Raw genomic sequence first — 19,611 nt, forward strand, 5'->3', positions numbered from 1 at the left:
AATAACACACGCCCAGGCAGAACCCTGCCTGACAAAAATAGAATGAGGAACCGAAATATGATCTGCAAACGAAATACGCGCCTGGGAGGCATCGCCCTTGTTGCAGGGATGACGCTCTTGGCGTCCGCCTGCGCCAACAGCACGCCTGCCAGTAATACCCAAACCCCTGCCGCCTCCGCTTCGGCTGACGCGCTCGGACGTGTCGCCATCTCCTACCCGGGAGGCATCAGCATCCTCGACGGGAAGACTCTAAACGTCGTCAAGAAGTTCGACTCGGAGGAATTCACCAGGCTCAATGCCGCTGGCGACGGGCGGCACGTTTTCGTCACCACGAAAGCCGGCTTCCAACTACTGGACACGGTGGAACCCAAACTCACGGATCTCGTAGTGGAGGCATCGGCTCCCGGCCACGTCGTGCGGCATGCAGGCAACACCGTCCTGTTCGACGACGGCACGGGTACCACAACCATCCTGAAAACTGCAGACCTGGCCAAAGCAGACGGCGCCCTGCCCGAAACGCAAACTTACAAAGCTGACGCTCCGCACCATGGAGTATCAATCGTGTTGGAGGACGGGAAACTTCTTACCACCGTCGGTGACAAGACCTCCCGCACCGGTGCGGTTGCACTCGAATCACACGATGGCCACTGGGACAAGTTAGCTGAGAGCAAGGAATGCCCCGCCATCCATGGCGAAGGTACTGCAGCAGGCGAAGCTGTGATCTTTGGCTGCGAGGACGGTGCCTTGCTGTTCCACGAAGGCAAGTTCGAAAAGTTCCAAGCGCCGGATAAGTACGGCCGGATGGGCAACGCGTTCGTCTCCGAAACAAGCCCTATTGTGGTCGGGGACTACAAAACCGATCCAGACGCTGAGGGCTACCTCCTGAACTCAGTAGCCCTCATCGACACCCAGAAGCACAGCTTCAACGTCGTCAAGCTTCCCGAGACAGTGAAGTACACGTTCCGGGATATTGCCCGTGGACCCGGGGATCTGGCTTACATACTTTCCACGAACGGATCGATCCATGTTCTGGATCCCAAGGACGGGAAGATCGTCAACGAATTCCCCGTGATCGGGGCTTGGGAAGGTCCTGTCGATTGGCAGGACGCCCACCCCGCCATCGTCGTCAAAGGTAACACCGCCTACGTCACCGAACCGGCAGCAAGCACCGTACATTCGGTTGATCTGACCACCGGCAAGGTGACCGGATCGGCCAAGTTGGACGTAGTGCCCAACGAAATCGCCATCACCCTCGGAGCGCACTGACCCTTCCTGCGTCGAGTCAAACAGCAGGTGCCGCACCCCCTAGGCGCGGCACCTGCTGTTCAGTCAGATGCCGGAGGGGGAGCGGCTGTTCATTCGGTTCCCCGGGGGCTTGAGTTGGAGCTTATCGATGAGGCTTGGACTCCAGTTTTTGTTTCCGGCCACGGAATGTGTCCCGCCGTCCAGCCTGCGGAACTGCGTTGGGCGCGCCGCACCCGGAAGCAACGTATTCGATTGGCGTCTACGGCAAATCTGCATTAAGCTAATCAGGTTGCTTCCGGGAACGAGAGTTCCCAGGAAACAGAAGTTTGGGGCTGTGGCGCAGCTGGTAGCGCACCTGCATGGCATGCAGGGGGTCAGGGGTTCGAGTCCCCTCAGCTCCACCAAAAACAAAAAAACCACCCGGCGGGTGGTTTTTTTGTTGCCGGGGTCTCGGCTGGGTTCCCGCCGGTCCACATCAGGTCCGGTCGGAATCGCGTCCAGTCGGAATCAGGTCCAGTCGGAGCGGCGAAGCGGGGGTTCGGCGCCACCCGGCCTTTGTACGAGAACCTGGTTTACGCCCGTAATTCCGGCTTCGAAGCCGAGGGCGCTGGACGCCATGTAAAGCCGCCAGATCCTCGCCCGCCCCAGGCTCGTCAGCCTCACAGCCTCATCCCAGTTGGCCTCGAGACGGCGCACCCACGCACGCAGCGTCAGCGCGTAATGCCTGCGCAGGGCCTCGACGTCGAGGATTTCCAGGCCGCCGGCCTCCAGGGCGCTGACCATCTCGCCCAGGCTGATCATTTCGCCGTCCGGGAAAACGTAGCGGGGAATGAATGAGTCCGGGTCCGGGCTGGTAGGCCCGGCATTCCACGAGATGGCATGGTTCAGCAGCCGGCCGCCGGGCCGGAGCAGGCTGTACAGCCGGGAAACGTAACGGGGGGTCTGTTCGCGGCCCACGTGTTCGGACATGCCGATGGAGCTGATGGCGTCGAAGGGGCCGTCGTCCACGTCGCGGTAATCCTGGACCCTGATATCGATTCTTTCCGTCAGGCCGGCGTCCGCTGCTCTTTTGCGCGCCATGACTGCCTGTTCGTTCGAGAGCGTTACCCCGACCACGCTGACCCCGTAACGTTCCGCGGCGTGGAGGGCGAAACTGCCCCAGCCGCAGCCGACGTCCAGCACCCTCATGCCTGGTTGCAGCCCGAGCTTGCGGCACACGAGGTCGATCTTGGCTTCCTGGGCGGCGTCGAGCCCGGCCACCAGGCTGTCGGGGGAGCCGTCCCCGGGACCATCACCTGAGGGATCCGACCCTAAGCTGGTGCCCCATACTGCGCAGGAGTAGACCATGGACGGTCCCAGAACCAGTGCATAGAAGTCGTTGCCGACGTCGTAATGATGCGAGATCGCGGCGGCGTCCCGGCGCTTGGAGTGCATGCGCCCTGCCTTCCGGACACGCGCCTCTTCCGGCGGAGGGGTCGGATTGGGTCCCAAGGCCCCGAGCCTGATAGCCGTCTTCAGCAATGTCCAGACTTCAGCCGGCGTGAGGGGCTTGAACGGTCCTGGCTCGGCGAACTTTCCCATGGAGCTGAGGGCCGTGAAGGCTGCGAAGATGTCCCCTGGCGCATCGATGTCGCCGGCAACGTATGCCCGGCTCAGCCCAAGCTGGCCCGGGGACCAGAGGATCCGCCGAAGGGCGCGCCGGTTACGGAACTCCAGCACGGGGGCCGCAGACGGGCCAGCCTCGGATCCGTCCCACGCCTTGAGCCGGAACGGGATTTCCTTTGTTCCCAGGACAATGCCCAGCGCCCTGGCCAGCCTTGATGCAGCAGTGGTGTTTTTCATGATGGGTGACCTCTCTTCCGCCATGCGCCTACAGTACGGCGGCGGTGGGCACATGTCAGCGATTGCGGGACACTTTTCTGTCTGCGCTGGCAAGTAATGAAGCCCGATTATCATTGGGAGGTGACTGACACGCTTCCTCCTTGTCCTGCCTGCTCAAGCCCGTTCGCCTACGAGATGGGCGCACTCCTGGTCTGCCCGGAATGCGGCAATGAGTGGGCCCCAGAAGCCGTCGGCGACGACGACGGGGCAGCGACGGAAGCGCGAGTGATCAAGGACGCGGTAGGCAACGTCCTGGCCGACGGCGATACAGTCACCGTCATCAAGGACCTCAAGATCAAGGGCAGTTCCAGTGTTATCAAGGTAGGCACGAAAGTGCGCGGCATCCGGCTGCTGGATGGCGTGGGTGACCACGACATCGACTGCAAAGTGGACGGGGTCGGTCCCATGCAGCTCAAATCCTCCGTGGTGAAAAAGGCCTAGCCGGGAGCCCGAAGCGATGGAGAAGCAGTTGGTGGACGTTGCGGTGATCGGTGCTGGGCAGGCCGGGCTCTCGGCGGCATATCACCTGCAGCGCCGGGGATTCAGCCCTGCCGGTGCCCTTGGCGCCGCGACATATGCCGTGTTCGACGCCGAGGAGGGCCCGGGAGGTGCCTGGCGGCACCGCTGGAAAAGCCTCCGGATGGCCACGGTCAACGGTATCAGCGACCTCCCGGGCATCGCCAAGCCAGTGGTGGACCCGGCAGAACCCAGCTCGGAGTTCCTGGCACGCTACTTTGCCGGCTATGAGCAGGACCTCGGACTAGCCATCAGGCGGCCGGTCAAAGTCACGGGGGTCACGCGGGAAGACGCAGACCCCCACGGCCGGCTGGGTATCACCACCTCCGACGGCGACTGGTCCGCGAAAGCGGTCATCAACGCCACGGGCACCTGGACCAGGCCGTTCTGGCCCATCTACCCGGGACAGTTCACCTTCCGGGGCAGGCAACTGCACGTGGCCGATTATGTTGCAGCGGAGGAGTTCCGCGGCCGGCACGTCATCGTGGTTGGCGGAGGTATTTCCGCCGTCGGCCTCCTGGACGAAATCTCCCAAGTGACCACCACGAGCTGGTTTACCCGCAGGGAGCCAGAATGGAGGGACGCCGAGTTCGACGCCCAGGCTGGCCACAACGCCGTAGCGCTGGTGGAGGAGCGGGTGCGCCAGGGGCTGCCGCCGCAAAGCGTGGTGGCGGTCACCGGCCTGATCTGGACGCCCGCCCTGCGCGCCGCGGCCAGGAGGGGTGCGCTGGACCGGCGTCAGATGTTCACGTCCATCGAACCCGACGGCGTCCGGTTGCCGAATGGTGAACTGCTCGTCGCTGACGTGATCTTGTGGGCTACCGGGTTCCGCGCCGAACTCGAACACCTCGCTCCGCTGCATCTCCGTGGTCCCGGCGGCGGCATCGCCATGGACGGCACGCAAGTGGCGGCGGAACCCCGCGTCCACTTGGTGGGCTATGGGCCGTCGTCGTCCACCATCGGCGCCAACCGGGCAGGGCGGGCAGCTGTGGCGGCCATCCTGAAGTTGCCCGGAGTTCACTACGAAACCTCTACGGCCCTATCCAGTGAAAAGGCGGCACCAGCCAGTGGTACAAAACACTCTTGAGGATGTTTTCGGGGCGCTCCGGCGGCGACCGGACGTGGAGGCCCCGAATCTCCAGGCCTGGGATGCCACGGACAGGCTCCTGCTGGAGACGGCGGCGGACCGGGCAGGTGCCGGCAGCAACGTGGCCGTCATCGGTGACCGCTATGGTGCCCTCACGCTGGGTGCCCTGGCGACGCTGGGTATACGCACGGTGCGCGTCCACCAGGACCTCATCACCGGCGAGCGGGCCCTCAGGAATAACGCCGCGGCCCTCGGCCTGGACTCAACGCCGCCGGAACCGGGGACGGGGAAGCGTTTCGAGCAGCTGCCGCTGGGGAAGGAACTGCTCACCGGCGCAGACCTCGTCCTGCTGCAACTGCCGAAGACCCTGGCAGAACTGGACCACATCGCCGGGGCAGTGGCACGATACGCCGCACCCGGGGCGGTGCTCCTGGCCGGGGGCCGGGCCAAGCACATGTCGTTAGGCATGAACGCAGTGCTGGAACGGCATTTCGGGTCCGTCCAGCCGCAGCTTGCCCGGCAGAAGTCCCGAGTCATCGTCGCAGCGGACGCAAGGGAAGCGTCAGGGCCGGAGCCGGTTCCCGTGGTGGAGCACCTGGCCGAACTCGACCTGGACGTCGCCGCTCACGGCGCCGTCTTTGCAGGGCCCAAGCTGGACATCGGCACGAGGTTCCTGCTGACGTTCCTGCCGGCGATGCCCGCTGCCGGGCACGCAGTGGACCTGGGTTGTGGCACGGGGATCCTGGCCGCCATGTACGCCAGACAGAATCCGGGTTCCGTGGTCACCGCCACCGACCAGTCGGCCGCCGCCGTCGCATCCGCCGCGGGTACCGCTGCAGCCAACGGCCTTTCGGACCGCGTGAAAGTCCTCCAGGACGATGCAATGAGCACGCTCCCGGACGCCAGCGTGGACCTCATCCTGCTGAACCCGCCCTTCCACCTTGGCGCCACTGTCCATGCGGGCGCCGGAATCAAGATGTTTGAAGCTGCAGGCAGGGTCCTCACCCCGGGCGGTCAACTATGGACGGTCTTCAACCGGCACCTGAACTACCTGCCCGCGCTCGAACGGCTGGTGGGCCCCACCGCAGTCAAGGGCCAAAACCCGAAGTTCACGGTTGCGGTCAGCACGAGGCGGTCATCCCGGCAGCAAGGGGCCGCGCCGCGACCCCGCCTCCACATATGGGCGGATGACAAGGGGTAACGTACCATTCAGACATCATTTAGTGACGAAGACGTTTAGGGGAAATCCGTGTCCGAGATCCGGCAGCCATCGCCCAGGCGCGGCACCAACCTGCCGCGGATGGGGGACTTCAACCTCACGGTCATTCTTGACGCCATCCGCAGGTCCTCCGGTGGCCTCAGCCGGGTGGAGCTCGCACAGATTGTGGGCCTCTCACCGCAGACAATTTCCAACATCTCCCGCCGGCTGCTGGACCAGCACCTGATCGTGGAAGCCGGCAAGGAAGGCAGCGGCCCGGGCAAGCCGCGCACCATACTGCGCCTGAACCCCTCGGGCATGTACGCGATCGGAGTCCACCTGGACCCCGCCGTGACAACCTTCGTAGTGCTCGACCTCGTAGGCGCCGTGGTGCAGCACTCACGGATCAAGACGCCGGGCGGGAACGATCCTGCAGCCGTGATCTCAACCATTGCCATGGAGATTGGGCAGCTTGTCACTGAATCCGGAGTGGATACTGCCAAGATCGCAGGTCTGGGCCTGGCCGCTCCCGGCCCCATCGACCTCGACAACGGCACGGTCGTGGATCCGCCGCTGTTGCCTGGGTGGGACAGGGTTGAACTCCGCAATGCACTGGCCGAGGCCACCGGCTACTCGGTCCTGGTGGATAAGGACGTTACCAGCGCCGCCGTCGCCGAAACGTGGGCGGGCGGCCCCAGCGGCGCGGGCAGCTTCATCTTTATGTACATGGGTACCGGTATAGGCTGCGGCATTGTGCTCAATGATGAGGTGGTCCGTGGAACGTCGGGCAATGCCGGCGAAATCGGGCATATCGTGGTGGATCCAGATGGCCCCGTGTGCGACTGCGGCCTGCGTGGCTGCGTGAAGTCCTCGGCGATCCCGCAGGTGCTGGTGGCTGAGGCAGAAGCCGCCGGCATTCTCGACGGTTCCCGCACGGACAACAGCGGTGCCGTTGTCCAGCAGAGCTTCTCGCGGCTCTGCGACCTCGCTGATGAAGGAAACACGCAGGCCCTCGCCATCATCGACAAATCGGCAGTGCTCGTGGCCCGCGCCGTATCGGTGGTCACCAACACCCTTGATGTGGAGCGCGTTGTCTTCGGCGGGCCATACTGGAGCCGGCTGTCTGAGCGGTACCTGGATAAGATCCCGGCCCTCCTGGACGCCAACAGCGCAGCCCGCCTCATCCACACCATCGAGGTAGTAGGAACCGGGGTAGGAGAGGACGTGGGCGCCATCGGTGCGGCTTGCCTCGTCCTGGAGCATACGCTGGCACCCCGGGCACAGCGCCTCCTTTTGGAGAGTTGAACCCGCGGCGCCTTGCCCGCGGCAGGGTGCACATCTAGCATTTGGATATCGCCGCGGCTGGGGGCCCGCAGACAACGGGGACTGCAGCCATTTACTGAATGGAGCACCATGCGTCGCCGGGCCCTGAGCATAACCTCCCTGATCGCTGCCGCAGCCTTGGCGCTGTGTGCCTGTTCCCCGGCGGCCCCCGCTGACCAGGCCAAGACCCTGAAGGTGGTTTACCAGAAGACGGATTCCTTCGTCGCACTGGATGACCTCTTCCAGTCAGCCAAGGCTGAGTTCGAAGCCGCCAACGACGGCGTCACAGTGGAACTGCAGCCCATCCAGGCCAACGATGACGACTACGGCACGAAGCTGGCCCTTGCCCTCCGGTCGCCGTCCACCGCTCCGGATGTCTTCTACGAGGACACCTTCAAAGTCCGCTCCGACGTGGATGCGGGCTTCCTGCTGAAGCTTGACGACCACCTGGCGCGTTGGAAGGACTGGGACACCTTCGACGACGCCGCGAAGGCTGCGGGGCTGGGCGACGACGGCGGCACGTACGCGGTGCCGCTCGGCACCGATACGCGTGCCATTTGGTACAACAAGAAAGTCCTCGCCGCTGCCGGCGTCAGCCTCCCGTGGGAGCCTCGGACCTGGCAAGACATCCTTGAGACCGCGCGGAAAATCAAAGCCAGCGACCCCACGGTGGTGCCCTTCAACATGTATGCGGGCAAGGGCACCGGGGAAGGTACCGTGATGCAGAGCTTCTATGAGTTGCTGTACGGCACCGGCGACGAACTGTATGACGCAGACGCCAAAAAATGGGTAGTGGGCTCGGACGGCTTTACGGATTCTCTGGCGTTCCTCAAGACCCTCTACGACGAACAACTGGCTGTTTCCCCGGCCGAAGCACTCGACGCGAACGTGTGGAAGAAGGTGTTCGGGGAATGGCTCCCGCAGGGGAAGATGGGGGCCACCGTGGAAGGGTCCTACGCGCCGTCGTTCTGGCAGGAAGGCGGCAGCTACGAATGGCCGGAGTACGGCACGGACATGGGCGTGGCGGCGTTCCCCACCAAGGACGGCCAGGCACCCGGCGGGGTCAGCATGTCCGGGGGCTGGACTCTGGCCGTGGGAGCAGGGACCAAGGACCCTGACCTGGCCTTTGACTTCCTGGCCACCGCGCTGAACCAGAAGAACTCGCTGGCATTCAACGTCGCCAGCTCCCAGATCGCGGTCCGCGAGGACGTCGCGTCCGACGCCGGCTACCAGTCGGCAAATCCGTTCGTGAAAGACGTCTCCGAGCTTGTGTCCGTCACGCATTACCGTCCGGCAACAGCCGACTACCCGCGGATCTCCGCCGCCGTGCAGGAAGCCACCGAAGCGGTGATCACCGGCTCGAAGACCCCCGAACAGGCCTCTGCGGACTACGACGCCGCAGTGGAAGGCATCGTGGGCGGCGACAAGACCGTCCAGAAGTAGCCTGTGCCGGTTCTTCCCCTCCAGCGTCCGCGGTCCACACCGCGGATGCCCGGCCGGCTGCGGCGCAAGGCACGCCTGCTGCCGGTGCTTCCCGCAATCCTGCTCCTGCTGGTATTCCTGGCCGGTCCCGTGCTGTGGGCGTTCCACGCATCCTTCACCAACGCCGCACTGACCGGACGCAACGCGCGCAGTCCCGGCTGGGTGGGCCTGGATAACTACCAGCGGCTGGTGACGGACCCGGTCCTGCCGCTCTCGCTTGGCCTGACCGTTCTCTTCGTCGGCGGGTCGGCCATCCTGGGGCAGAACCTGCTCGGACTCACCATCGCGGTGCTGATGAAGCAGGCGCGGAAGCCCATTGCCGCCGTCGTCGGAACTGCGGTGGTGGCCGCCTGGGTGCTTCCGGAGATTGTGGCAGCGTTTGCCGCGTACGCGTATTTCAGCCGCGACGGGACGCTGAACCAGCTGCTGGGCTGGCTGGGCCTTGGCCAGCCGGACTGGCTTTACTCGTTCCCGATGGTGGCGATCATGCTGGCCAATGTCTGGCGGGGGACCGCCTTTTCCATGCTGGTGTACCGCGCCGCGCTCGACGACATCCCTGCGGACGTGACAGAGGCGGCGCTGATGGACGGTGCCGGGGGCTGGCAGCGCCTGGCCTTCATCACGCTCCCCATGATCCGGAGCAGTATAGCTACCAACCTGATGCTCATCACGCTGCAGACACTGGCCGTCTTCACGCTCGTCTGGGTCATGACAGCCGGCGGGCCCTCGAATTCCAGCACAACGCTGCCCGTGCTGGCGTACGTTGAGGCATTCAAGTTCGGGGACATCGGTTATGGCACGGCGGTGGCGTCCGTGCTGATCCTGATCGGGGCTATCTTCGGCGCGGCCTACGTCCGCCTCCTCCGTCAGGGCAAGCCATGACGACGGCGGCACAGGCCTCCCGGCGTGCACGGCAGGCCAGGCCCTCCCGCAGCCGCCGGCGTGCCAGGCTTCCGGCGGACGCAGCCCTGCTGCTGATCGGGGCATGCTTTGTGCTGCCGCTGCTGTGGCTGGTGTTCGCGTCCGTGGACGCGGGTGCGGGCCACCAGACGCGGGTTCCGGGCGAAGCGTCGCTGGAGAACTTTGTCGCGGTCATGACGCCGGGCCTGCTGTTCCAGCCCCTGTGGAACAGCATGGTGCTCTCCGCAGGCACTGCGGCAGTCAACCTCGCCGCCGCAGTGCTGGCGGCCTACCCGCTCTCCCGCTACCAGTCCAGGTTTAACAGGCCGTTCCTGTACGCCGTCCTGTTTGGCACGTGCCTTCCCGTCACCGCCATCATGGTGCCGGTCTACGGGCTGTTCGTCCAGCTCGAACTGTTGGACTCCATGCCAGCCACAATTTTCTTCATGGCCACAACCACGCTCCCGATGGCCATTTGGATGACCAAGAATTTTATGGACGCAGTGCCTCTTTCACTCGAGGAGGCCGCGTGGGTCGACGGCGCCTCCGGGCTGACCGCCCTGCGCACCATCGTCCTTCCGCTCATGCGCCAAGGCCTGGGCGTGGTGTTCATCTTTGTCTTCATCCAGGCGTGGGGGAACTTCTTCGTCCCGTTTGTGCTGCTGCTGTCCGAGGCTCGGCAGCCCGCCGCAGTTTCCATCTTCAGTTTCTTCGGACAGCACGGCGCAGTGGCCTACGGCCAGCTGGCGGCGTTCTCCATCCTCTATTCAGTTCCGGTCCTCGCCCTGTATGTCATCGTGGCGCGGGGCGCCGGCAGTTCCTTCGCACTGACGGGGGCCATGAAGGGGTGAACCTGCCCGGCGCAGCGAGAGCCCCCGCTGTCGTCAAGCCCGCCTACGGCGCAGCTGCGCGGAGATCGTCAAGCAGCACAGTTATAGGGGCATTCGTCGCGCTGCCGGAGAGGTATGTCACGATCCCTATGCTGCCCGGCACCTGCAGAGCCGATGTCGAATCGGTGGCCGTACGCTGCCAGGTGGTCGGCTCGGCTGTTCCAAGTTCCCACACCCGGGCTCGAATGGTGCTGGGATTAGTGCCCGTGACCTGCAGCCGGATGCCCAGGCGGTCGCCCACCGCATAGTTCAGGCCTGCTATTGTCACTGCGCTCGCAATAGTAGTCTCCGCGCCGTTGGCGGCAGCCCGCACAAGGCTGAGGTTGACGGCACCGGTGGACTTGAGGCTCACATTGGCCCGGTATTCACCACTGCCGATGACCCGGCGCCCGATCAGGGAGGCGTAAAGTCCACTGCCGGTCGTGGGCTTGTCCGTTGCCAGAGAAATGTAAAAGTCCGTGGCAGCTGACGAGACCGAGCCAAGGTACGCGTTGTTCCCCACGGCGGGCGCAGAGATGCGAATCCTGCCCGTTCCGCCGGACACGGAGTACGCAGAGGAACTGCCGGTAGTCGTCCAGGGCCCGCCGACGTCTGCGGAACCAAGCCCGTTGGTGACTGTCCTGCCGAACGCGTCCGAGGCCAACAGGGGCGTGGCCCCGACGGTCACCTGCGTGGCGGTGGAGGCCGTGGCACCGGCGTTGTCAGTCACGGTGAGCGTGACAGTGTACGTCCCGGCTGCGGCATAGGTCCGTGATGCCGTGGCAGAGCTCGCGGTGGTTCCATCACCGAAGTCCCACGCATGCGACGTTATGGATCCATCCGGATCCGAGGACGCGGAGCCGTCAAAGCTGCACTGCAGCGCCGTGCAGCTGCTGGTGAAGGAAGCTACGGGTGAAGCGTTTCCAGTGCCGGGAACGATGCTGAAATCATCCTGGAAGCTGCCTGCCGTGGCTACAAAACGTCCCGTGAGTGAGGTCTCAGTGAACTGCAGGTCCAGCAACCCGTGGCTTGGGCTGGCGTTGAGCCCCGAATAGGCAGCGAAATAGGGAGCCTCAGGATCCGCGGCGTTGACATCCCTCAAGGCCACTCCGCCGGTGCCCACCGTCGTGAAGACGGTTCCTGTGCCTTTGGAAAGTGCGTTGTCGGCGTCCCGCACACAGTCAGCGTCATAGGTACCCGGGACGAGCCCGGTGCAGCCGGTCCCGGTGGCAAGTTGCTTACTGCGCTGATACAGGTGCTCGTGGCCGTTCATCACCAGATCCACCTTTTTAGTCACCATCAGGTTGGTGATGTCGGCCCCGGCTACGCAACTGTATTGCCCCACGGACAGGCACGGCGTGTGCATTCCGACAACGACCCAGGGGATGGAGGCGGCCCTGGCGCCATCGATGGCTGCTGACGTCCAGTTGTAGCGTGTGCTGCCGGCCGAGTAGTTCCAGGTTCCATCGGAGAAGGGAATACCCGGGGATATCATGATGAACCTGGCGACGGGGTCCTGTTGAGGGACATCCACATAGTACTGACGGCCATAAGAACCGATCACGCCCGGCAATTGATTTGGCAGGCATGCGGCAAAGTCGTTGATGTTTCCGTTCTGGCCGTTGCTTTCGTGGTTTCCTGACACCAGTTCGAACGGAAACCCCGCACCTGCATTCGACGTCACAAGATCGCACCAGGCCTGTTCCGCGCCCGTGGCCCCGTACGACAGGTCACCGAGGGCAAAATGGAGGTCGGGCGCGATGGCACCGATCCTTGCCAGGACACCCGCAGCGGCCGCACTCGAGGAATAGTCACCCGCCGTGGTCACGTGCAGCTGTCCGGGAACTGCCGGGATCACTGCCGCCAGCGCCGAAGCTTCTCCGTCGACGACGACGGGCGCTGCCTGCAGCTCAGGCGATGCTGTCTGCCACACGCTCAGCCCTGGAAGCGATCCAAGGATCAAAGCCGCGCTGGCCACTGCGACGGCTGCAAATCTGCCATTGCCCATAGCGGACTCCTACTACCCGGAGTTCCGGCGCAAGTCCGGTGCCAAGGCCCGAGCTGGGCTGAGACGCCCGTTTCAGTCCGCGGGTACCGGACAACGGGCGTGAGACCACACGTGGCGTATATGCCAAATAGTAGTGCCGGGCAGGAACGCTGCATAGGCTCCGGAAGCCGCTGGCTTCCGGTGCGTGGCACTCAGTCGATATCCTCGACCACCACTCCAAAAGGAATGCTGTCGTCGAGGTGGGCCTGATGGCCGGTGGGACCCACGTTGTAGGTGACCCGGACCCCGTGCAACTGGTCGGCAGCGGACTGCTGCAGGACAGGCTTGACGGCAAGGATGAAGCTCTCGCTCTTGTCGGCGAGGAACTGCTTGTAACTGGCTGGAAGCTCGCTCATTGCAACAGAATAGACCTGAGGGCCACGGATGGGGAGGGGTCCCCATTGCACGGGTTGCCACTGGTGGCTTGGATAGTATGGCGGGCGGGGTGCAGTCGGCAGGCAACGGCCTGCCGCCCCGGCCAACCAGGGGGAATCCAGTGCTTCAGACCAGTACATCCGCGAGAATAGAACCGGCGGAACTGGCCCGCGCGCAGCAAGTCGTGGCGAACATCTCCCGAAGCTTCGACGCGAAGGTCGTAGGGCAGTCCCGGCTGCGTGAATCGCTCCTGATAGGCCTGATGACCGGCGGGCACATCCTGCTGGAGAGCGTGCCGGGCCTGGCCAAGACCACGGCGGCGCAGACGGTGGCGGAGTCCGTGAGCGCCGAGTTCCGCCGGATCCAATGCACCCCGGACCTGTTGCCCAGTGACATCGTCGGCACTCAGATCTATGACGCCGCCAAGGGAACCTTCATTACCCAGTTGGGGCCCGTCCACGCCAACATCGTCCTCCTCGATGAGATCAACCGCTCAAGCGCCAAGACCCAGAGCGCCATGCTGGAAGCCATGCAGGAGCGGCAGACGTCCATCGGGGGACAGGAGTACAAGCTTCCGTCGCCGTTCCTGGTGCTCGCGACGCAAAATCCGATCGAGCAGGAGGGCACCTATCAGCTGCCCGAAGCCCAGATGGACCGCTTTATGCTCAAGGACGTGCTGGACTACCCCTCACCGGCAGAGGAAGCAGAGATCATTCGGCGCATCGACGCAGGGGTCTACACTCCGGAGCAGATTCCGGCGGCGGCTGCGTCCCTGGATGCCGTGGTGGGGGTCCAGGAACTGGTGAAGCGCATCTATATCGATCCGGCCATTATCAACTACATCGTGGGCCTGGTGTTCGTGACGCGTAATGCCGGGCAGTACATCGACCGGCGGCTGGCAGGCTTCATCGAATTCGGCGCCAGCCCCCGCGCCAGCATCGCGTTCAGCCAGGCGGCGCGGGCGGTGGCCCTCATCAACGGCCGCGACCACGTCATCCCGGAGGACGTCAAATCCCTCGCGCACCGGGTACTGCGGCACCGCCTCATCCTGGGCTTCGAAGCAGTGGCGGAGGAAGTACCGGTCGAGACCGTAGTCGATGCCATCGTGGCATCCGTCCAGATACCCTGAGCCCCAGGTGACCAGCCTGCTTACACGCGTGAAGTCGAAGATGTCCATCTTCGCCCACCGGAAAGCCCGCGGCATCCTTGACGGCGAATACGGTTCAGTCTTCCGGGGCCGCAGCCTGGACTTCGATGACCTCCGGGCATATGTTCCGGGGGATGAGGTCCGGGACATCGACTGGAAGGCCTCCGCCCGCCACGGCTCCCCGCTGATCAAGCGGTATGTGGCCGTACGGCGGCAGACCCTTATGCTGATTGCCGATACCGGCCGGAACATGGCGGCCGGATCCCGCGACGGCGAACCCAAGAAGGACATCGCCGTGATGGCCCTTGGCGTCATGGCTTACCTGGCACACCGGCACGGCGACGTGGTGGGACTGGTCTGTGGCGATGCCTTTGGTTCCCGCACCATTCCGGCCAAGGCTGGGGAAGCCCACCTGGAACGGCTGCTGCAGGAGGTCCGCTCCCGGGCCAGCCTGGACAGCGGTCCCAGCCGGCTCGAAGAGCAACTGCGCCATGTGGCGCGCACTGTTAAAGGACGGAAGCTGCTGTTCGTCGTCGGAGACGAGCTGGCCGCGAACCCTGGCCTGGAGCAGCTGCTCCGCCGGCTGCGGGCGCAGCACGAGATCCTTTGGCTCACCATCCGCGACGCCGACCTTGCCGGCGCCGGGCGGGCGGGAGATGCGTTCAGTGTGGCGGACACTTCGCCGCTGCCCAGCCGGATCGCCGAGTCACCCGCAGTAGCTGCCGCATACGCAACGGCCACAGCGGGACGGGACGCCGGCCGGCATGCCATGCTGCGCAGCGTCGGGATTTCGGAGGGCCACGTGGCCAACAGCCAGGATGTCATGACGGAACTGTTTGCCTTGCTGGAACGGCACCGGCGTGCAGGATAACGGCGGGTTCTACGCACCGCTCCAGTACAGCCCGCTCTGGCTGTGGGCAGGGATCGGGTTGCTGGTCCTCGTCGTGGGCTGGTACTTCTTCGTTTACCTGAGCACCCGTAAACGCCCGGTGCCGGCGGCAGCGCCGCGGTTCACGCCGCCGTCGGACATCCACAGCCTCAAGGAAGCGTACCTGCAGAGGATCGATGCCGTGGAAACCGATGCCGCAGCAGGACGGCTGACGTCCCGGGCATCCCACCAGGAACTCAGCCTCCTGGTCCGGAAGTTTACCCGCGACGTCACGGGCGTTGATGCCCCCAGGATGACGCTGGCGGAGCTGGACAGCCATCCCCTGCCCGCAGCGGCCACAGCCGTTGGCCGGCTCTACCCCGGCGAGTTCGGCGCGGAACCGCTGCCGCCGCTGGCCCGGTCAGCCGAGACGGCCCGCCAGGCGGTGCGCGCATGGAACTGATGTTCTGGTGGCTCCTTCCGATCGCAGCGGCCGCGTCAGCCGGTGCCGCCTGGCTGGTGTTGCGCAAAGACTCCCGGGACAACGCCCGACGGCGGCCCGTTGCCAACGCGGACCGCCTCACCGCGCTGCCCGAGTACCAGCGCGCCCTCCGGCGGTACCGGCGCTGGCTTGCGGTCGCGGCGGTCGCCGCCCTGACCCTGGTGGTCTCGGCTGCCATCGCCGCGGCCCGGCCCGTAAACATGACCACCATCCGGCCCGAGCAACACAACCGGGACATCATCCTGTGCCTGGACGCGTCCGGATCCATGAGCAGCGCCGACGCCGAAGTGGTGGAGGTCTTCACCGAACTAGCCGCCGACTTCGACGGTGAACGGATTGGGCTCACGATCTTCGACAGCAGCGCGGTCCAGGTCTTTCCCCTAACCGATGACTACAGCTATGTGCAGGAGCAACTGACAATGGCGAAGGACGCCTTCAACGGTGAAGCCGGGAGCTCAGGCTTCCTGGACGGCACCTGGAATGGGCGCGGCTCGTCCCTGATCGGCGACGGACTGGCCAGCTGCGTGGAGAGCTTCCCTGCTACCGACGCCACGCCCCAGGGCAAAATGCCTGGAGCCAAGACGCCTCCGCGCTCGCGGTCAGTAGTGCTGGCGACCGACAACTTTCTTTCCGGCGATCCGATCTTCACGCTGGAACAGGCGGGTGCGCTCGCCAAGGAACGGGACATCCGCGTCTACGCCCTGAACCCCGGCGACTTCGACTACGGCACTGACTCCAAACAGCCGGGTGCCTTGCTGAGGGCCACGGCCGAAACGACCGGCGGAGCCTACTACGCGCTGGACAGCCCGGAAGCCGTGGCAGGCATCGTCCGGGATGTCCAGGCAACAGAAACAGCCGCCATCCAGGGTGCGCCCCGTGCCGTGGTCTCGGACCGTCCGGACCTTCCCCTGGCGCTCGCCCTCCTCTCCGGCCTGGTCCTGGCCGGCGCGTCCTGGCGGCTCAGGCCATGACGCTGCTTCCGGTACTGCCAGCGTGGGTGATGCTGCCGCTGGCCGCCGCCGTCGTGCTGTTCCTGGGTTGGCAGGTCATCAGTGTCCGACGGCGGAACCCCCGCCGGGGGCCGGGCTCAGGCCGCGACGGGGTGCTCCGCGGGATACTCGTGCTGCTCGTTGTGGGGGCGGCGCTTCGGCCCGGCATCCCGGGCGGAAGCGCGGAGGCGGCGACGGCGGAAATCAACGTCTTCTTTGTTGTCGACACCACCAGCAGCATCGCAGCCGAGGACTACGGAGATTCCCTGCCACGGCTGGAGGGAGTCCGTGCGGACATCAGTGCCATTGCCGAACGCCTGGCCGGTGCGCGCTTTTCGCTGATCACCTTTGACACCAACGCTGCCGTCCGGATGCCGCTGACCACTGACACGTCCGCACTGGACACCCTCGTCACCGTGCTGGAACCGCAGGTCGCGGCCTATTCCAAAGGAAGCAGCGTCACCGTGGCGGCGAAACTGCTGGACGAGCGGCTCCGGGCTGCCCGCGACAGCCATCCCGAACGGCCGCGCATCGTTTTCTATCTCGGTGACGGGGAACAGACCAGCGGAAAGGTTCCAGCACCGATGCGCGTGGACACGGGGCTGGTCAGCGGGGGAGCCGTGCTGGGCTACGGGACAGCCGAGGGCGGACGGATGAAGGAAAACACCGGGCCAGGCCCCGACGACGCAGGCTACATCCGCGACCGAAGCGGCGGGACCGGCCGGGACGCCCTCTCCATGCTGGACGAGGCCCAGCTCCGGCGCATCGCAGCCGACCTCGAGGTTCCCTATGTGCACCGTTCGGCAGGTGACGCTGCCGCGCCCATGCTGCAGGACGCCAATCCCGGCGCCCTGCACCGCGGGGAAGGGGGCAACAGCCTTGAAGGGCGGATGGAACTGTATTGGATCCTGGCGGCCGGGGCGTTCCTGCTGGCCCTCCGGGAAACGGTCCTGCTGCTGCGGCAGTTGCGTGAACTCCGGCCGTTGAGTCAGCACAGGAAGTTGGGTCACACAGGGCCGCCAAGCCAGCCCGGGCCGTCACAAACTTCGCCGTCCAGCCGTGACCGTCAACCTGTGCAGGGGGCATCTAAGTGAACCCGGATCATTCTTCGACGGCACCTACCATGCTCAGGCGCCGGAGGCTCCTTCTTCTCTGGTCCGGTTTGCCCGTGCTCCTGGTCCTTTGCCTGTCACTTAAGCTGCTTAGCCTCGGCGTTCTCGCGGGCCAGGCGGCCACGGGATTTGAACACCGTGACGCCGACGCGGTGGGCTCCGCGGCGGCGGGGTTGGGCACCGTCAATGTCATCGAACCGCACAAGGCACCTTTCGCCGAGGGGGACGCCCGGGCCCTGGCCGGGGACTTCGAGGCAGCACGGAAGCGTTTTGAGGAGGCCCTGGCGCTCACCGGGCCAAATGATGACTGCGTCATCCGCGTCAACCTGGTACTCAGCATCGAACGGCTTGGTGATGCCCGGCTGGCTGCCAAGGACCCGACGGCGGCGGGGCAGCTTTTCGCCGAAGCGCTGGCCGTTGTGGACGCCGCGCCTGACGGCTGCCTGGCGGCCTCCGACCAGTCGGCCGCCCCGGCCCCGGGAGAGAAGCTGGACCAGGCAGAAGCCCGGCTCCGGCAAAAATCCGAGGACGCCAGGGCCGGGGAGGGTGCGGGGGAGCAGCCCGAAGGCGAAAAGCCGCAAGCTCCGGCAGAGCCCGATCCTGGGCAGCAAACCCAGCTCGAGGAGCTCAAAGACAGCGCCCGGAACTCCCAGCTGGAACGCAACAACGGCCAGGAGCGCGACGAGTACCTCAGGGACGGCGATTACGGTGCAGGACCGGACAAGCCCTGGTAGCCGCCACAGTGGCGAACAAAATTCTGCGGCACGGTGAAATACGGCGTAAAGCTGCGTCTTAATTCGGCGGTCAACTTGAACGCTTCCGGAAGGACTCCTAGAGTTCTATACAAGTTACCGCGGTAACGTGTCAGCGATCCTCCGTTGCGGAGGGTGTGGGTGCCCCCATGTGGGCCTGACATTTGCTCACGGACAACTTCATTCCAGGCGTAACAGTCGCGGCTGCGTCCTAGTGGAGTTCCTTCCGTGTTCCCCAAACTCAATTCATTGACGGCAATACAGTCGCAACGTCGACGTATATTGCCGCCAATGGCCCAAAGCCAAGGACGCAAATGTCACCACCAAGCCTTATTGACACCCATCCCAACCTCTCAGATACCGCCCCGGTGGCGCTTTCCTATGAGCTTTTCCCGCCCCGGTCCCCGGCTGCCGCGGAATCGCTGTGGAACACCATCCGTGAGCTTGAGACCACCGACCCGGACTACGTCGCCGTCACCTACGGTGCCAGCGGCTCCAACCGGGACACAGCGCTCGAACTCATCCACCGGCTGGTCCAGGAAACCACGCTGCGGCCCCTGGCCCACCTGACCTGCGTCGGCAACACCCCGCTGGAACTGGCTGAGATCATCGGTGAACTGCTGGACACCGGCGTGCGCGGCATCCTCGCCCTCCGCGGCGACATGCCCAAGGACGGCGGGAAGCCCGCGGAGGGATCGCTGACCTACGCGCAGGATCTGATTGAACTGATCAGGCGTGTGGAGCAGCGGCGTTCGGCCCTGCTGTGCGCTGGCAAGATCGCTGTCGGCGTCGCCGCTTATCCCACGCGGCATCCGGAGTCGCCCAGCGAGGAACACGACGTTGAGGTGCTGCTGGCCAAGCAGCGGTCCGGGGCAGACTTTGCCATCACCCAGGTCTTCTTCCACGCGGGGCAGTACGCGGAACTGGTCACCCGGGCCCGCCGGGCCGGCGTCACCATCCCGATCATTCCGGGCGTTATGCCCCTCACCAGCCTCCGCCGCGTCACACGGCTTGGTGAACTGACCGGCGTTGAGCCGTCCCCCGAGCTCATGGAACGCCTCGCCGCAGCCGACACCGACGCCGAACGGCTCCGGATCGGCGTCCGGGCGACGGTGGACCTGGCCAATGCGGCCCTCCAAGCCGGTGCACCGGGCATCCACCTCTACACCTTCAACGAACACCAGAGCGCGCTTGAGGTGCTGGACAAACTGGCTCTTCCGCGCCACTCACGCTCAGCCAGCCGCCGCAGCGCCGTTGCCCGGCGCCAGCTGGCCAGCTGATTCCCAGATATCTGCCAAGACCTCCCGAACCGTCTCAC

The 19,611-nt window shown here is 65.1% G+C and carries 18 protein-coding genes and 1 tRNA gene; 16 read left to right on the forward strand and 3 right to left on the reverse strand.

The genetic code is table 11. The features are described 5' to 3' along the window. Positions 1-42: 42 nt before the first annotated feature. Positions 43-1,266: a zinc metallochaperone AztD gene (gene aztD / locus ACLKOZ_RS06170; protein ID WP_436473629.1), complete on the forward strand. Its 1,224-nt coding sequence runs from the start codon at positions 43-45 to the stop codon at positions 1,264-1,266. Between the two features lie 307 nt (positions 1,267-1,573). Continuing rightward, positions 1,574-1,649 (forward strand) — tRNA-Ala (locus tag ACLKOZ_RS06175). 103 nt (positions 1,650-1,752) lie between these two features. On the opposite strand, the gene ACLKOZ_RS06180 is transcribed toward ACLKOZ_RS06175, so the two are convergent. Further along, entirely contained in the window at positions 1,753-3,111 is a 1,359-nt protein-coding gene (locus tag ACLKOZ_RS06180) for a class I SAM-dependent methyltransferase (RefSeq protein WP_436473631.1), read from the reverse strand. A gap of 96 nt (positions 3,112-3,207) precedes the next feature. On the opposite strand from ACLKOZ_RS06180, the gene ACLKOZ_RS06185 reads away from it, so the two are divergent. From ACLKOZ_RS06185 to ACLKOZ_RS06215, 7 genes are all read left to right on the forward strand, one after another. Further along, positions 3,208-3,567, forward strand: coding sequence for a zinc ribbon domain-containing protein YjdM (locus ACLKOZ_RS06185; protein ID WP_436473633.1), 360 nt, complete (start codon positions 3,208-3,210; stop codon positions 3,565-3,567). A 16-nt stretch (positions 3,568-3,583) separates the two neighbouring features. After that, complete coding sequence (locus tag ACLKOZ_RS06190) at positions 3,584-4,729, forward strand: NAD(P)-binding domain-containing protein (RefSeq protein WP_436473635.1); 1,146 nt, start codon at positions 3,584-3,586, stop codon at positions 4,727-4,729. Continuing rightward, the gene (locus ACLKOZ_RS06195; protein WP_436473637.1) at positions 4,710-5,930 is read left to right on the forward strand and encodes a class I SAM-dependent methyltransferase; all 1,221 of its coding nucleotides are present in this window, start codon (positions 4,710-4,712) and stop codon (positions 5,928-5,930) included. The genes ACLKOZ_RS06190 and ACLKOZ_RS06195 overlap by 20 nt, the downstream gene beginning before the upstream one ends. Before the next feature lie 99 nt (positions 5,931-6,029). Next, positions 6,030-7,232: an ROK family transcriptional regulator gene (locus ACLKOZ_RS06200; protein ID WP_337348227.1), complete on the forward strand. Its 1,203-nt coding sequence runs from the start codon at positions 6,030-6,032 to the stop codon at positions 7,230-7,232. 108 nt (positions 7,233-7,340) lie between these two features. Next, positions 7,341-8,693, forward strand: coding sequence for an extracellular solute-binding protein (locus ACLKOZ_RS06205; protein ID WP_436473639.1), 1,353 nt, complete (start codon positions 7,341-7,343; stop codon positions 8,691-8,693). A 45-nt stretch (positions 8,694-8,738) separates the two neighbouring features. Then, positions 8,739-9,614: a carbohydrate ABC transporter permease gene (locus ACLKOZ_RS06210; RefSeq protein ID WP_436474253.1), complete on the forward strand. Its 876-nt coding sequence runs from the start codon at positions 8,739-8,741 to the stop codon at positions 9,612-9,614. Then, on the forward strand, positions 9,611-10,483 hold the full coding sequence (locus tag ACLKOZ_RS06215; protein ID WP_436473641.1) for a carbohydrate ABC transporter permease: 873 nt from the start codon (positions 9,611-9,613) through the stop codon (positions 10,481-10,483). Before ACLKOZ_RS06210 ends, ACLKOZ_RS06215 begins: the two co-directional genes overlap by 4 nt. A gap of 43 nt (positions 10,484-10,526) precedes the next feature. Here ACLKOZ_RS06215 and ACLKOZ_RS06220 read toward each other — a convergent pair whose 3' ends face one another. Beyond that, positions 10,527-12,509 carry a PKD domain-containing protein gene (locus ACLKOZ_RS06220; protein ID WP_436473643.1) on the reverse strand — a complete coding sequence of 661 codons (1,983 nt, stop codon included), beginning with the start codon at positions 12,507-12,509 and terminating at the stop codon, positions 10,527-10,529. 191 nt (positions 12,510-12,700) lie between these two features. Continuing rightward, entirely contained in the window at positions 12,701-12,904 is a 204-nt protein-coding gene (locus ACLKOZ_RS06225; RefSeq protein WP_066294296.1) for a hypothetical protein, read from the reverse strand. A gap of 140 nt (positions 12,905-13,044) precedes the next feature. On the opposite strand from ACLKOZ_RS06225, the gene ACLKOZ_RS06230 reads away from it, so the two are divergent. The 7 genes from ACLKOZ_RS06230 to ACLKOZ_RS06260 all read left to right on the forward strand — a co-directional run bounded on the left by ACLKOZ_RS06230 (position 13,045) and on the right by ACLKOZ_RS06260 (position 19,573). Beyond that, complete coding sequence (locus tag ACLKOZ_RS06230) at positions 13,045-14,052, forward strand: AAA family ATPase (RefSeq protein ID WP_337351070.1); 1,008 nt, start codon at positions 13,045-13,047, stop codon at positions 14,050-14,052. Positions 14,053-14,059: 7 nt separating this feature from the next. Continuing rightward, positions 14,060-14,941 carry a DUF58 domain-containing protein gene (locus ACLKOZ_RS06235; RefSeq protein WP_436473646.1) on the forward strand — a complete coding sequence of 294 codons (882 nt, stop codon included), beginning with the start codon at positions 14,060-14,062 and terminating at the stop codon, positions 14,939-14,941. Continuing rightward, positions 14,931-15,401 carry a hypothetical protein gene (locus ACLKOZ_RS06240; RefSeq protein WP_436473647.1) on the forward strand — a complete coding sequence of 157 codons (471 nt, stop codon included), beginning with the start codon at positions 14,931-14,933 and terminating at the stop codon, positions 15,399-15,401. Before ACLKOZ_RS06235 ends, ACLKOZ_RS06240 begins: the two co-directional genes overlap by 11 nt. Further along, positions 15,392-16,411, forward strand: a complete 1,020-nt coding sequence (locus ACLKOZ_RS06245; RefSeq protein WP_436473649.1) for a vWA domain-containing protein — start codon at positions 15,392-15,394, stop codon at positions 16,409-16,411. The genes ACLKOZ_RS06240 and ACLKOZ_RS06245 overlap by 10 nt, the downstream gene beginning before the upstream one ends. Continuing rightward, the gene (locus tag ACLKOZ_RS06250) at positions 16,408-17,523 is read left to right on the forward strand and encodes a VWA domain-containing protein (protein WP_436473651.1); all 1,116 of its coding nucleotides are present in this window, start codon (positions 16,408-16,410) and stop codon (positions 17,521-17,523) included. Before ACLKOZ_RS06245 ends, ACLKOZ_RS06250 begins: the two co-directional genes overlap by 4 nt. Positions 17,524-17,597: 74 nt before the next feature. Beyond that, entirely contained in the window at positions 17,598-18,275 is a 678-nt protein-coding gene (locus ACLKOZ_RS06255) for a hypothetical protein (RefSeq protein ID WP_436473653.1), read from the forward strand. Positions 18,276-18,607: 332 nt separating this feature from the next. Then, a complete protein-coding gene (locus ACLKOZ_RS06260; protein WP_337351077.1) occupies positions 18,608-19,573 on the forward strand; it encodes a methylenetetrahydrofolate reductase in 966 nt (321 codons plus the stop codon). Positions 19,574-19,611 lie beyond the last annotated feature (38 nt).

The sequence above is a fragment of the Arthrobacter sp. R4 genome (assembly GCF_051365025.1).
Taxonomy (GTDB): domain Bacteria; phylum Actinomycetota; class Actinomycetes; order Actinomycetales; family Micrococcaceae; genus Arthrobacter.

Coding starts and splice junctions, on each gene's coding strand:
- aztD (WP_436473629.1), top strand. CDS start 43: ATGAGGAACCGAAATATGATCTGCAAACGAAATACGCGCCTGGGAGGC.
- ACLKOZ_RS06180 (WP_436473631.1), bottom strand. CDS start 3,111: ATGGCGGAAGAGAGGTCACCCATCATGAAAAACACCACTGCTGCATCA.
- ACLKOZ_RS06190 (WP_436473635.1), top strand. CDS start 3,584: ATGGAGAAGCAGTTGGTGGACGTTGCGGTGATCGGTGCTGGGCAGGCC.
- ACLKOZ_RS06200 (WP_337348227.1), top strand. CDS start 6,030: ATGGGGGACTTCAACCTCACGGTCATTCTTGACGCCATCCGCAGGTCC.
- ACLKOZ_RS06205 (WP_436473639.1), top strand. CDS start 7,341: ATGCGTCGCCGGGCCCTGAGCATAACCTCCCTGATCGCTGCCGCAGCC.
- ACLKOZ_RS06210 (WP_436474253.1), top strand. CDS start 8,739: ATGCCCGGCCGGCTGCGGCGCAAGGCACGCCTGCTGCCGGTGCTTCCC.
- ACLKOZ_RS06215 (WP_436473641.1), top strand. CDS start 9,611: ATGACGACGGCGGCACAGGCCTCCCGGCGTGCACGGCAGGCCAGGCCC.
- ACLKOZ_RS06220 (WP_436473643.1), bottom strand. CDS start 12,509: ATGGGCAATGGCAGATTTGCAGCCGTCGCAGTGGCCAGCGCGGCTTTG.
- ACLKOZ_RS06225 (WP_066294296.1), bottom strand. CDS start 12,904: ATGAGCGAGCTTCCAGCCAGTTACAAGCAGTTCCTCGCCGACAAGAGC.
- ACLKOZ_RS06245 (WP_436473649.1), top strand. CDS start 15,392: ATGGAACTGATGTTCTGGTGGCTCCTTCCGATCGCAGCGGCCGCGTCA.
- ACLKOZ_RS06250 (WP_436473651.1), top strand. CDS start 16,408: ATGACGCTGCTTCCGGTACTGCCAGCGTGGGTGATGCTGCCGCTGGCC.
- ACLKOZ_RS06260 (WP_337351077.1), top strand. CDS start 18,608: ATGTCACCACCAAGCCTTATTGACACCCATCCCAACCTCTCAGATACC.